The sequence below is a fragment of the Pseudomonas sp. R2-60-08W genome, assembly GCF_003852335.1.
In the GTDB taxonomy this organism is placed as follows: domain Bacteria; phylum Pseudomonadota; class Gammaproteobacteria; order Pseudomonadales; family Pseudomonadaceae; genus Aquipseudomonas.
In genome coordinates this window covers 3,522,491-3,535,024 of the sequence record NZ_CP027731.1, presented here as the reverse complement: position 1 = coordinate 3,535,024, position 12,534 = coordinate 3,522,491, and the positions used below count along the sequence as shown (strand labels likewise).

Sequence of the window (12,534 nt, the reverse complement as noted above, 5' to 3'; positions counted from 1 at the left end):
CTGCAAATCTTTGTAACAAGTTTGCGGGGCTGCCGATGCCGTCACCGACTAGTTTAATTTCTTGTTTTTAAAAAATTGTTTGAATAGTAACCGCGTTCAATCGGCTTCGCCAGCTATGGATGTAGAGCGGTTTGTTGCGTTGAGACGACGTTTGCGCAGGCCTCGCGAAGGGTTGAAAATCCGTTGGCGGCCATGAATATTCTCGCATGCAAGGCTTTTGCTCATATGGCACCGTGTCATTACTTGCTTTCGAACGAAGGCCCCGGTATAAAAAATCAAATTATTTTTTAAAACAATATTTCCCCCGTGGAACCCTTATGGCCGCGAAGAAGCTCAGCGCTCCAAACATTACCAAGACTCGACTGCTGGATGCGACAGAGGCGCTCTTTATTAAGTACGGATATGACGCGGTTTTATTACGGCAGATTACCGAGCGCGCCCAGGTCAACCTGGCTGCGGTGAACTATCACTTCGGGGACAAGGACTCCCTGATGAAAACCCTGCTGATGCAGCGTCTGGAGCCGCTCAACGAGCAGCGCCTGGAATTGCTGGCCCGTTGCGAGGCCGAGTCCGATGGCCCGCTGGACTGCGACACGCTGCTTGGCGTGCTGTTCGCCCCGGCCATGGGCCTGGAACGCAGCGATCCGGCCAGTGGGGAAGGGCGTTCCTTCATCCGTTTTCTCGGTCGGGTGTACAGCGACACCTCGCCGTTTATCCAGGAATACCTCAAGGTGCATTACCAGCCGGTGTTCCAGCGTTTTTTCGAGGCGTTCGCCCTGGCATTGCCGGATTTGCCACGCAATGAACTGGGCGTGCGCCTGCAATTTGCGCTCAAGGCGATTTCCGGGGTGATGGCCGGCACTGAATTGCGCCTGCTGATGAACTCCATGAGCCTCGGGCGCCCGGCGACGGATGCCGAAGTGATGGCCAAGTTGATCACCCTGGTGTCGGCGGCCATTCGTGTGCCGCAGCAGAGCGCTGAGGCCGAAACGGCCTTGGCCAAAGTGCTGGAGACCCAGCGGGCGATTCGTGAGCAGACGACGGCACCTGCCGGCAAGGTCGCGCGCTAGGTCAAATCCAGGGCAAAAAAAAGCCCGCTGGGGCGGCGGGCTTGATATGCAACGTTTGTAACGGATGAGGCTTCACACTACGTCTCGGCTTGTGAATAAAACGTGAAAAATATGTAAGAGAAAGTGTGAATACGTTAATGCGAGCAAACTTACCCAACGGCCTTCTCTAGATTTTCCAGCGAGGGGCACTTTTCGCCAGCCGCTGGCGCATCTGATCCACGTTATCCGCCAGTTGTACGGTCAACAATCGATAACCATCCAGCGCACTGTATACGGGTGCATCCAGTGTGGTTTGGGTGCCGCTGGCGGTATGGGGGCGTTGCAGACGCTCCGTAACGCCCGATTTCAACGCCCGTGCCATTCCCACCAACTGCACCCGAATCTGCCGATGCTCGGCCTTGAGCATCACGCGCATCCGCGCGGTAGCTTGCTCATCACGCGGGTCCGGTCGGGTATTGCCAAGAATCTCCAGGGTGCTGATGCACATGCGCAGGTGCCGCTGGAGTTTATCCAGCTCGGTCATGGAAATCCGCACTTCCTTGGACACCGACGGCATCAGCGAGCGCAGCTGCAGCATGGCCGCGTTCAAGCGGTTGAGCAGTTTGAGGTGTTCGTCATCGGTGACCGATTGGCCATTGATGATCCGGCTGTAGATCGCTGCACAATCGCGCAAGGCACTGGCCAGGTTGTAGCGCCATGAGTACACCGCGTACAGCGGCAGGGCAAAGGAAAACGCCAGGGCCAGCGCGATGCCGATCAGGATGTCGACGGTGCGCCACAACCCATCCGAGATCGGGTTGTCGCCGTGCCCGGCCACGATAAACACCGTGATCGCCGACAGCAGCGCGATATAGCCGCCCTTGCCGATGGCGTGGTAGGAAAAGAACCCGCACACCGCGGACATCAATAAGTAGGTGAGCAGCGGCATACCCAGCCAGGCATGTTGTACCACCACCAACAAGCCGACACTGGCCCCGATCAACGTGCCGTAGGCGCGTTCCACAGCTTTCTTGCCGATATTGCCGTGGTGCTGCAACCCGCCGATCACAATCAGCATGGTCACCGACGCCCACTCACCATGGGGCAGGTTGATGCCGGTGGTCAGCAGGATCGTCGCCAGCAAGCCGATGGACACGCGTACCGCGTGGATCAGCTTGGCATGGCGATAGCGTCGGTACGGGTCGAGCACGGGGCGCAGCAGGCGCCGGGCGAGCATAGGCAGGTTCATCGGTAGTAAAGGGGCCTCGATTGCAGGAGCGCGCGCGGTGCGCTCAAAAAATGTAGTCGGTGCTGATGAAGCTCGAGTCACGGTTGCGCAGGATATCGCTGAGCAACGCCTTGTTGCTCTCCTGGAACTTGGTCGCGACCAAGGTGCGGATCGAGAACACACGCAGCGCGTCATGTACCGACAACGTGCCCTCGGCCGAGTTCTTGCGCCCGTTGAAGGGGAAGGTGTCCGGCCCGCGTTGGCACTGAGCGTTGATATTGATCCGGCCGACCTGGTTGGCGAAGGTATCCACCAGGCGTCCGACCTCGACGGGGTTGGTACCGAAAATGCTCAACTGCTGGCCGAAATCCGAGTCCAGCACGTAGTCGATTACGGTATCCAGGTCACGGTAGGGCACGATCGGCACGACGGGGCCGAATTGTTCTTCGTGGTACACGCGCATCTGCGGGCTCACCGGGTACAGCACCGCCGGGTAGAAGAACGACCCACGGCGGGTGCCACCATTGGCATTCACCACCCGGGCGCCGTGCTGTGTGGCATCGGCCACCAGGTCGTTGAGGTAATCGACTTTGCCCACTTCCGGCAGCGGGGTCAGCGCCACGCCGTCATCCCAGGGCATGCCGGGTTTCAAGGTGGCCAGCCTGGCGTTGAATTTTTCGATAAAACTGTCGACCACCGCCTCATGCACAAACAGGATTTTCAACGCCGTGCAACGCTGGCCGTTGAACGACAGCGAGCCGGTAAGCGCTTCGCTGACCGCGTTATCAAGGTCGACCTCGGGCAGCACGATGCCGGGGTTTTTCGCATCCAGGCCCAATGCGGCGCGCAGGCGGTGAGGTTTAGGATGCAGTTTTTTCAGGTCGCTGGCGGCTTTGTTGGTGCCGATGAAGGCAAAGATATCGATCTTGCCGCTGGCCATCAGCGCGCTGACGGTTTCGCGGCCGCTGCCGTAGATCACGTTGATCACCCCGGCCGGGAAGCTGTCGCGGAACGCTTCCAGCAACGGGCGGATCAACAGCACGCCGAGCTTGGCCGGCTTGAACACCACGGTATTGCCCATGATCAGCGCCGGGATCAGCGTGGTGAAGGTCTCGTTGAGCGGGTAGTTATAAGGCCCCATGCACAGCGCCACACCCAGCGGTACGCGGCGGATTTGCCCCAGGGTGTCCTGTTCCAGTTCGAAGCGGCTGCTGCGCCGGTCGAGCTCCTTGAGGGCGTTGATGGTGTCGGTGATGTAGTCACAGGTGCGGTCGAACTCTTTCTGCGAGTCCTTGAGGTTCTTGCCGATCTCCCACATCAGCAGCTTGACCACCGCGTCGCGCTGTTCGCGCATGCGCCGCAGGAAGGCTTCCACATGCTGGATGCGCTCGGCCACGCGCAGGGTCGGCCATTCACCCTGGCCCCGGTCATACGCGCGCACGGCAGCGTCGAGGGCGGTAAGGGCGGTCTCGGCATCCAGCAGCGGGGTGCTGCCGATGTGCACGCGTTCATCGCCAAGTTGCACCGGGCTTTGGATGCGGGCCAACGGGCCATTCCACACCCGCAACTGGCCGTCGACCAGGTAATCACGCTGTTCAAACGGCGCGCCCAGGCGAAACGCCTCGGGAATGTCGGCGGTGGAGGCGGGAAACAACTGGGCGAGCAGGTTACTGGTGGTCATGGCGCTACCCCTGGAATAGTTGCAAAACATGACTAGAGAGTCACCCATACCGAGGCTCTGTGGCAAGGCTTGCGCGCTTTCCCCTGCGCATTCCGGGTGCTTCGGGATAAACTGCGCGGCTTTCTTGAAGGAGTTCACATGAGTCAGTACCAGCCGGGCATTCTTGCCGCACCGGTGCCGTTGCAGGCACGCCATCTGTTTTTTGCCATTGAGTTACCGCAGGCCTTGCCCGCTGCGCTGGACGCACTGGTGCAGTTGACGGATTCCGCGGCGGTGGTCGGTCTCGGTGAGCCGCTGGTAAACGCATTGGGTGCACGCATCGCAGAGCTGCGTAGCTTCCCGGCCCTCAGCGGCCCGGGTGCGCATAACCCCTCTACCCAGCAGGCCCTGTGGGTATGGCTGCATGGCGTGGACCGGGGAGAATTGTTGCTGCGCAGCCGCGCGTTCGAAAAAGCCCTGGCGCCGGCGTTGCGCCTGGTACAAATGACCGAAGGCTTTCGCTACAAGACCGGTTTCGACCTGACCGACTACGAAGACGGCACTGAGAACCCTCACGATGACGCGGCCGTTGAAGCGGCCCTGACGGACAGCGGCGCCAGCTTCGCCGCTATCCAGCAATGGCAGCACGACCTCGACGGTTTCGCCGCGCTACCGGCCCAGGAGCGCGACCACATCATCGGCCGCCGCCATGGCGACAACGAAGAGCTCGACGACGCCCCCCAATTTGCCCACACCAAGCGCACCGCACAGGAAAGCTTCACTCCGCAGGCCTTCGTGGTGCGTCGTTCGATGCCATGGGCCGAGAACGGCCAGGCGGGGCTGATGTTTCTCGCGTTCGGGCATTCCTTCGATGCATTCGAAGCGCAACTGCGCCGCATGAGTGGCCTGGAAGACGGGATTGTCGATGGTTTGTATCGCATCAGCACACCGTTGACCGGTGGCTACTACTGGTGCCCGCCGTTGAAACAGGGGCATTTGGACCTGAGCGCGATTACCCCGGCTACGCCGATCCACAGGTGACAGCTTGCCCCCTGAAGCCCGGGCCAGGCCTGGCCTCGGCGAACATGAAAAAATTGACAGCCACGCCAATGACCGCTGAAAAAAATCCGCACTGGCCGTAATCTAAGCGCCCTTGCCACCCGTGCGGATTGTTCATGTCTTCTGTTGCCGATGGGCTGCCCCTCAATAAACGCTTGCCGGCCGTGATTGCCCTGTCCTTGGGCATCGGCATGGCGACCCTCGACACCGCCATCGTCAATACCGCCTTGCCGACTCTGGCAGAGGGTATTGGCACTGACTCGGCTTCGGTGATCTGGGTGGTCAACGCCTACCAGTTGGCGATTGTCGCGACGGTGCTGCCGTTCGCGGCGCTGAGCGATGTACTGGGGCATCGCCGCGTGTACCTGGGCGGGTTGCTGCTGTTCATTGTTTCGTCGTTGTTGTGCGGGCTGGCCGATTCGCTACTGACCCTGACCGCCGCACGGGTGGCGCAGGGCCTGGGGGCGGCGGCGCTGATGAGCGTCAACACCGCGTTGCTGCGGCATATCTACCCCGCAAACATGCTCGGGCGTGGCCTGGGCTATAACTCGCTGGTGGTGGGGCTGGCGTTTACCTTGGGCCCGACCGCTGCGTCGGCGATCCTTTCGGTCGCCACCTGGCACTGGCTATACCTGATCAATGTGCCGTTGGGGCTGCTGGCCCTCGGCTTGGGTCTGCGTTCGTTACCCGTGCTGCCAATCATGGGTCACGCTTTCGACCGCTTGGCGGCGCTGTTGTGCGCAGGCTTGTTCGCCTTGCTGGTCTTGGGATTGGGCGCCGCCGTGCATGGCGCACAGGGCGCGCTGACCCTGGGGCTGATCGCGCTGGCGCTGGTGTTCGGCGCGTTGCTGCTGCGCCGCGAGGCCGGGCACCCGGCGCCGATGCTGGCGGTGGATTTGTTCAAGCGCCCGGTGTTTGCATTGTCTTCGCTGACGGCGATCTGTGCCTTCAGTGCCCAGGGGCTGGCGTTTGTGGCGCTGCCGTTTCTGTTGCAGACGACGCTGGGCCACAGCCAAGTGGAAACTGGTTTTCTGATGACACCGTGGCCGGCCGTGGTGGCGGTCATGGCCTTGATCGCAGGGCGCCTGGCCGATCGCGTGTCACTGGGCCTGCTGTGCGGCATTGGCTTGTTGATGCTCAGCGTCGGCATGGCCGCGCTGGCCACCTTGGGCACTGACGCCTCGGCTTTCGAGATCGGCTGGCGCATGGCCCTCTGCGGCGCCGGTTTCGGCTTTTTCCAATCGCCCAACCTCAAGGCCTTGATGACCAGCGCACCGTTGGCTCGCAGCGGCGGGGCCAGTGGCATCGTGGCGATCTCGCGGCTGCTGGGGCAGACGTTGGGCGCATCGTTGGTAGCGTTGTGTTTTCATGTGTTCGTGGACAGCGGCCCGCAATACGCACTGTGGCTGGGGTGCGTGTTCGCGCTGGCCGGGGCCGTGGCCAGCGGCCTGCGTTTATTGCCCTATAAACGCACGGATCAGCCTTTATAGCTGTAGCCACGCCGGATCGAGGCGGGTTTGTCCGGTATCGATGCCCAGTGCCTGCATTTTCGCCGCATGCGCGTCGATCTCATCGGCCAGTTGCGCCTGGGCGCTGGAGTTGGCATCCAGGGCATGCATCTGCGTCAGGCCCAGGTGGTAGAAGCGCAGCAGCTTGATCGCGCTGGGGTCATTGGCCTGGACCCGTTCGCTGACCTTATGCATCACATTGGTCACGCTCATCAGGCTACGCTTGAGCTGCCAGCCGTATACCGCCGGCGCCAACCACGCCTGGTTCCAGAACGGGCCGCGTACCAGGGCGACGGTGATCAATACCCCGGCAAACACCCCGCCGACATTGAAGCGTAAGTTATCACCGCCCGGTTCACCGAACAGCATCACCGCCAGGCTCGACAGCAACATCGCCAGAGCCAGGAACACCACAGCGACGATCAACGTGCTGCGGCGGGTCTGCTGCCGGTAGACAGCGGGGTCACAAGGTTTGAGTTCGAACATTCGGGTCGGGCCTCCAGCACGGGAGGGCATCTTCTCATGCTTGAAGCAATCAAGTTGAACGATGGCCACAAGGGGTTCCTCTAAATCCATGAAGTCCCCATGAGGTAAGCCATCATGTCCGAACACAAGCAACCGCCGCCTGGCACCCCCGATCCTGATCGCACGCCCGGTGAAGAGGAGCGCGATAACGATGCACTGCGCCCTAATGACCCGGCGGAACGTCAAGACAACGACGACGTGGAACGGGTCGAACACGACCTGGAAAACCTTCACGACAAAGCTCGCCCGCTGTAAGCAAGGAGGTCTTCATGAGTAATCCCCCGAACGGCCCGCGTTCCGACGAACACGCCAGCGGTAACGATGAGTTGGGATTCGATCCCGACTCGCCTGATTTGGCTGACCCGCAGGTCGACCCCGTTGGCCCGGCCATCGCGCCGCTGGACAAGCAAAAGCCGCCGGAAAAAAAGCCGCCCTACGATCCGCTGGGCGACTTGAAGAAGTGAACCAAGCCCCGCACTTTGCGGGGCTTTGTTTATTTGGAGGGGGTTATTTTGGAGGGTTCCAGCTCACGTCAGTGATGCCGTACTTTTCAGCCCAGGGTCGGGTGGTTTTCTTTACTTGCTCGTGCCCCACGCGGCCGATGCGGCTGACGTGTGCAATGTCGGCATCGACGGCCGCCCAATGCCAGGCTTCGGTGCTGTTCATCACCTCGGCGCGTACCACGAAAGACTTGGGTTTACCGTGCAGTTGATAGTGGATGGTGTAGATCTTAGCGGTACTCATGTTGCCTCCCTGTCTTGTTATAGATGGATAGGTAGGGGCGCGGAAAGGTTCATTCAAAATCACAATTCGCAGCGGCACTTGCGCGGGACTTGAACACCGGGGCCGGCCCGATAGCGAAGAGTATTGAACTAGAGCCTTCGCTGAACCGTTTTTTGTCCATTTTGGTGCAAATCCGTTCGAACTTTTTGCAAGCGCCGAGGTTCGAACCGATTCCTGAATACTTTGCCCACTCAAAAATGGAGATGTAAACGATGTCCAAACTATTCGGAAAATTTCTCAAGAACACCTCGTTGCTGGCCCTGGTGGCCGCGCCAACCGTGGTGTTCGCTGCGCCGTCCACCGACCCGATTTCCACTTTCGGGATTCTCGGCAGTTATAACGACTTCAAACTTGAAGGCGGTAGCGAAAGCGACAAGGAGCACATGCCCGAGGCGGGCCTGTTCTACAATTTCGGCAACAAGCTCACCGCTGAATCCGGCTTTATCTACCAGGCCGGTATCGAAGCCAAGTACGGTGAGAAAAGCGACAACAAACTCAAGGAAGGCCAGGCCGACCTCGACCTCGGCTGGCGTGCCGCGCTGGATGCGCGCAACTTTGTCGATGTGATTGTTGGCGGTGGCTACACCTGGACCCGTTATGAGCCGGACACCAATGGCTACGACATGAAGCTCACCAACAAATCGCCGTTCGCCAAGGCGGCCCTGGGCTACAACCACCAGTTCGATGACATGACCCTGCGCGTTGAAGCCGGCGCCCGTCATACCATCGATGGTCGCGCTAAACTCAAGGTGGATGGCGTCGGCAGCGACAGCGTCGACCTCAAGGACCGCACCAACCCATACGCCGAAGTAAGCCTGCTGATGAACCAGAAGGGCGACCTGCCGGTGATGGCGGGCCTTTACTACACCCGTACCGAGTACAAGCTCGATGACGACTCCTATGTGGCCGACAATACCAAGCTCAAGCGTGATGAGTATGGCTTCAAGGTCGGTATCGCGTTCTGACGTCATTGCACTATAAAAAACGCCCCGAACATTCGGGGCGTTTTTTTGCAGCTGTTTCAGATCAGCCCAGTTGATCGTTCCCCCGCTCCGCGTGGGAATGCATCCCGTGACGCTCCGCGTCACCCTTGCGCAAGTGCCGGATCTTGCGCTTAAAGCAGGACGCGGAGCGTCCCGGGTGGCATTCCCACGCAGAGCGTGGGAACGATCATGTGAACCAATTTGCAGGTCAGCCCAGTGCCGCCAGTTGCGCCACGGTCTCGGGAAAACGCGCCACCAGTCGTATCAACGTGACAGCCTGTGCATTGGGCTTGGCGCGGCCCTGTTCCCAGTTCTCCAGGGTGCGGGTATTGGTGCGCAGATACATGGCGAATACCGAGCGGGAGAGGTTGAGTTGCTGGCGCACTGCGATCACTTCTTCGGCGGTGAGCGGCGCCAGTTTGTTGAGGTGGACTTTATGGGTGCGCAGGGTGATTTTGCCCTGGCGTTCGTCGGCCAGGGCGTCAAAGCCTTCGATTAGCTCTGAAGCGGTATTGCGAGTCATAGTCGCTCCTACGTAGATTGCGTATGAGCGGGTCACTCTAAGAAAGGAAGTTGGGACCGTATGTCAGACGGAGTTGTGTATTAGGTAAGGCGCTTCCGTAGTGCCCGCGAAGACGATAGTGGTTGCACTGCATCTCTATTGTTTCCCTCTGAGACGCAAAAACGGCGCCCAAAGGCGCCGTTCTTTTACTGCATCAACCTAAATGATCAAACCCCCAGCACCGCATGCTGCACCAACGTCAGCAATGGTTGCGGGTACACGCCCAGGAAGAAGGCGAGCAGGGCGATGGCCAGCAGCATCACGCCGCCGGCCTTCTGTTCCCAATGCAGCTCGGCATCCACACGGCGCAGGTTCGGCTCGATCAGGTACAGGGTGACCATCACGCGCAGGTAGTAGAACACGCCGATGGCGCTGCCCAGGACCAGGGACGCGACCAGCCACCACTGGTGGGCCTCGACGCCGGTGGCGACGATGTAGAACTTGCCGATAAAGCCGGCAGTCAGCGGGATACCCGCCAGGGACAGCATCATCACGGTGAGTACGGCGGTCAGGTACGGACGGCGCCAGAATAGGCCGCGGTATTCGTACAGGGCGTCAGCGTCACGGCCTTTGTAGGGCGAGGACATCAGGGTGATCACCCCGAATGCGCCAAGGCTGGTGATCACGTAGGTGACCAGGTACACGCCGATGGCCTCCACGGCCAGGCCTTTGCTCGCCACCAGGGCGATCAGCAGGTAGCCGAAGTGAGCGATGGACGAGTAACCGAGCAGACGCTTGAGGTTGTTCTGGGTCAGCGCCAGCAGGTTGCCGAACAGGATCGACGCGATGGCGATCACAGTCAGTACATTGCTCAGCACGCCGGTATTGGCGGCAGGCGAGATCTGGAACAGACGCACCATCACCGCAAACACGGCCACTTTCGACGCAGTGGCCAGGAACGCGGCCACAGGCGCCGGGGCGCCTTCGTACACGTCCGGGGTCCACAGGTGGAACGGCACCAAGGAGAGCTTGAACGCCAGGCCGATCAGCATCATCGCCAGGCCCAGTTGGGCAATCGGCGCAGGGCTGTTGGTGGCGGCCAGGGCGTGGCCGATACCGGTGAAGCTCAAGCTGCCGGCTTCGGCGTAGAGCAGGGCCATGCCGAACAACAGGAACGCGGAACCGGCAGCGGACAGCACCATGTACTTGATGCCGGCTTCCAGGGAGCGCTTGTTGAAGAAGGCGTAGGCCACCAGGCCGTAGGTCGGGATCGACAGCAGCTCCAAGCCGATGAACAAGCCGGCCAGGTGCTGCGCGCTGACCAGCACGATACCGCCGGCCGCTGCCAACAGGATCAGCAGGTACAGCTCTTCCTTGTTGCCTGGGTACCCGGTGCCGCCTTCGCCGAGGTAGGCGTGGGCGAGGGTGACGCAGGCCAGGGTCGCGACCAGGATCAGCGCGATATACAGCAGCGCGAAGTCATCGACCATCATCAATGGCGTGACCGCCAGTGGTGCGACCTTGAGGGCCGGGATGATCGACAGCAGGGCCAGGTTCAACCCGGCGCAGGACAGCAGGAACGTTTGCGAATGATTGCGGCGCCAGGCGATCGCCAGCATCACCACCACGATGGTGAGGCTGGTGATCAGCAGCGGCGCAAGCGCGATAAAGTGTTGGATCGTGAATTCCATAGCGCTCTTACCGGGCCGAAGCGAGTTGAGAGAAGGCGGTGCCGAACCATTGCTGCACGCCATGCATCGTTGCGGCAGAAGTGTCCAGGAACGGCTGTGGGTATACGCCGATGTAGATCAGCAGTACCGCCAGGCCGAGCACCATGATCAGTTCGCGCGCATCCATCCCTTGCAGGACGGTGTCGGACTTGGCCGGGCCGAAGTAGGCGCGGTGGATCATGATCAGCGAGTAGACCGAACCGAACACCAGGCCGGAGGTAGCAATGGCGCTGATCCACGGCGTCTGTACGAAGGCACCCATCAGGATCAGGAACTCGCCGATGAAGTTACCGGTACCCGGCAAGCCCAGCGATGCAGCGGCGAAGAACAGGCTGATTGCCGGCAGGTACGCGATGCGCGACCACACCCCACCCATTTCACGCATGTCACGGGTGTGCAGGCGCTCATACAGCTGGCCACTCAGGATAAAGAGGGCAGCGGCCGAGACACCGTGGGCCAACATCTGGATCACCGCGCCCTGCAGCGCCAGTTGGCTGCCGGAGTAGATGCCGATCAGTACGAAACCCATGTGGGAAACGGACGAGAAGGCGATCAGGCGCTTGATGTCGGTTTGCGCGAAGGCCAGGAACGCACCGTAGAAGATCCCGATCAGACCCAGGGTCATGGCGATCGGCGCGAACTCGGCCGAGGCATTCGGGAACAGCGGCAGGGCGAAACGCAGCAGGCCGTAGGCAGCGGTTTTCAGCAGGATGCCGGCCAAGTCCACGGAGCCGGCGGTCGGCGCCTGGGCGTGGGCGTCAGGCAGCCAGGAGTGGAACGGTACCACCGGCAGCTTCACCGCGAAGGCGATGAAGAAGCCGAGCATCAGGATGTACTCGGTGGTCAGCGACATCTTGGTTTTCAACAGGTCGGCGTAGTTGAACGTGATCACGCCCGTGCTGTTGAAGTTGACCAGGACTAGACCGAGGATCGCCACCAACATGATCAGGCCGGAAGCCTGGGTGAAGATGAAGAACTTGGTCGCCGCGTAGATCCGGGTTTTTTTGCCGTCCGAAGAACTGTGACCCCAGAGCGCGATGAGGAAGTACATCGGCACCAGCATCATTTCCCAGAAGAAGAAGAACATGAACAGGTCCAGCGCCAGGAACACGCCGACAACGCCGCCCAGGATCCACATCAGGTTCAGGTGGAAGAAGCCCACGTGACGCTGGATTTCTTTCCAGGAGCAGAGTACCGAGAGGATACCCAGCAGGCCGGTCAGCAGGATCATCAACAGCGACAGGCCGTCGAGGGCCAGGTGCACGTTGATGCCGAAGCGCTGGATCCATACGTGCTTGAATTCAAGCGCGAAGGTCGGATCGACACCCGGAGCGGGGGCGAATGAATAGTCGCCATGGGCCCACAGCCAGAGGCCGAGTGCGAGTTCCAGGGACATGGTCAGCAACGCAATCCAGCGGGGGAGGGTGGCGCCGAAGCGTTCACCCATCCAGCAGAGCAGGCCGCCGATAAAGGGGATCAGGATTAGCCAGGGCAGAATCATGACGGG

General features: G+C 60.7%; 13 protein-coding genes. 6 read left to right on the top strand and 7 right to left on the bottom strand.

Features of this window, described 5'->3' with window-relative positions; all coding sequences use genetic code 11:
• Nucleotides 1–317 precede the first annotated feature (317 nt).
• The gene (locus C4J90_RS16020; protein ID WP_124363312.1) at nt 318–1,070 is read left to right on the top strand and encodes a TetR/AcrR family transcriptional regulator; all 753 of its coding nucleotides are present in this window, start codon (nt 318–320) and stop codon (nt 1,068–1,070) included.
• A 166-nt stretch (nt 1,071–1,236) separates the two neighbouring features.
• On the opposite strand, the gene C4J90_RS16015 is transcribed toward C4J90_RS16020, so the two are convergent.
• Nucleotides 1,237–2,298, bottom strand: a complete 1,062-nt coding sequence (locus tag C4J90_RS16015) for an FUSC family protein (protein ID WP_124363311.1) — start codon at nt 2,296–2,298, stop codon at nt 1,237–1,239.
• Nucleotides 2,299–2,341: 43 nt separating this feature from the next.
• Complete coding sequence (locus tag C4J90_RS16010) at nt 2,342–3,958, bottom strand: NADP-dependent glyceraldehyde-3-phosphate dehydrogenase (RefSeq protein WP_124420294.1); 1,617 nt, start codon at nt 3,956–3,958, stop codon at nt 2,342–2,344.
• Between the two features lie 138 nt (nt 3,959–4,096).
• On the opposite strand from C4J90_RS16010, the gene C4J90_RS16005 reads away from it, so the two are divergent.
• The gene (locus C4J90_RS16005) at nt 4,097–4,978 is read left to right on the top strand and encodes a Dyp-type peroxidase (protein ID WP_124420293.1); all 882 of its coding nucleotides are present in this window, start codon (nt 4,097–4,099) and stop codon (nt 4,976–4,978) included.
• A gap of 134 nt (nt 4,979–5,112) precedes the next feature.
• Complete coding sequence (locus C4J90_RS16000; RefSeq protein WP_124420292.1) at nt 5,113–6,486, top strand: MFS transporter; 1,374 nt, start codon at nt 5,113–5,115, stop codon at nt 6,484–6,486.
• Here the strand turns inward: C4J90_RS16000 and C4J90_RS15995 are convergent.
• Nucleotides 6,481–6,990 carry a DUF3087 family protein gene (locus tag C4J90_RS15995; RefSeq protein ID WP_124414988.1) on the bottom strand — a complete coding sequence of 170 codons (510 nt, stop codon included), beginning with the start codon at nt 6,988–6,990 and terminating at the stop codon, nt 6,481–6,483. The genes C4J90_RS16000 and C4J90_RS15995 overlap by 6 nt on opposite strands.
• A 114-nt stretch (nt 6,991–7,104) precedes the next feature.
• Between C4J90_RS15995 and C4J90_RS15990 the strand changes: the two genes are divergently transcribed.
• Together C4J90_RS15990 and C4J90_RS15985 are read left to right on the top strand one after the other, a co-directional pair.
• Nucleotides 7,105–7,284 carry a hypothetical protein gene (locus C4J90_RS15990; protein WP_124363306.1) on the top strand — a complete coding sequence of 60 codons (180 nt, stop codon included), beginning with the start codon at nt 7,105–7,107 and terminating at the stop codon, nt 7,282–7,284.
• Between the two features lie 14 nt (nt 7,285–7,298).
• On the top strand, nt 7,299–7,493 hold the full coding sequence (locus C4J90_RS15985; protein ID WP_124407560.1) for a DUF6021 family protein: 195 nt from the start codon (nt 7,299–7,301) through the stop codon (nt 7,491–7,493).
• Between the two features lie 43 nt (nt 7,494–7,536).
• Here C4J90_RS15985 and C4J90_RS15980 read toward each other — a convergent pair whose 3' ends face one another.
• Nucleotides 7,537–7,773 carry a DUF6555 family protein gene (locus C4J90_RS15980; RefSeq protein WP_124363304.1) on the bottom strand — a complete coding sequence of 79 codons (237 nt, stop codon included), beginning with the start codon at nt 7,771–7,773 and terminating at the stop codon, nt 7,537–7,539.
• 251 nt (nt 7,774–8,024) lie between these two features.
• On the opposite strand from C4J90_RS15980, the gene C4J90_RS15975 reads away from it, so the two are divergent.
• Nucleotides 8,025–8,777 carry an outer membrane beta-barrel protein gene (locus tag C4J90_RS15975; RefSeq protein ID WP_124420291.1) on the top strand — a complete coding sequence of 251 codons (753 nt, stop codon included), beginning with the start codon at nt 8,025–8,027 and terminating at the stop codon, nt 8,775–8,777.
• Nucleotides 8,778–9,003: 226 nt separating this feature from the next.
• Here C4J90_RS15975 and C4J90_RS15970 read toward each other — a convergent pair whose 3' ends face one another.
• The 3 genes from C4J90_RS15970 to nuoM all read right to left on the bottom strand — a co-directional run bounded on the left by C4J90_RS15970 (nt 9,004) and on the right by nuoM (nt 12,528).
• Entirely contained in the window at nt 9,004–9,318 is a 315-nt protein-coding gene (locus C4J90_RS15970) for a DNA-binding transcriptional regulator (RefSeq protein WP_124420290.1), read from the bottom strand.
• Nucleotides 9,319–9,524: 206 nt separating this feature from the next.
• The gene (gene nuoN, locus C4J90_RS15965; RefSeq protein ID WP_124367423.1) at nt 9,525–10,988 is read right to left on the bottom strand and encodes an NADH-quinone oxidoreductase subunit NuoN; all 1,464 of its coding nucleotides are present in this window, start codon (nt 10,986–10,988) and stop codon (nt 9,525–9,527) included.
• A gap of 7 nt (nt 10,989–10,995) precedes the next feature.
• On the bottom strand, nt 10,996–12,528 hold the full coding sequence (gene nuoM / locus C4J90_RS15960; RefSeq protein WP_003232072.1) for an NADH-quinone oxidoreductase subunit M: 1,533 nt from the start codon (nt 12,526–12,528) through the stop codon (nt 10,996–10,998).
• Nucleotides 12,529–12,534: the final 6 nt, after the last annotated feature.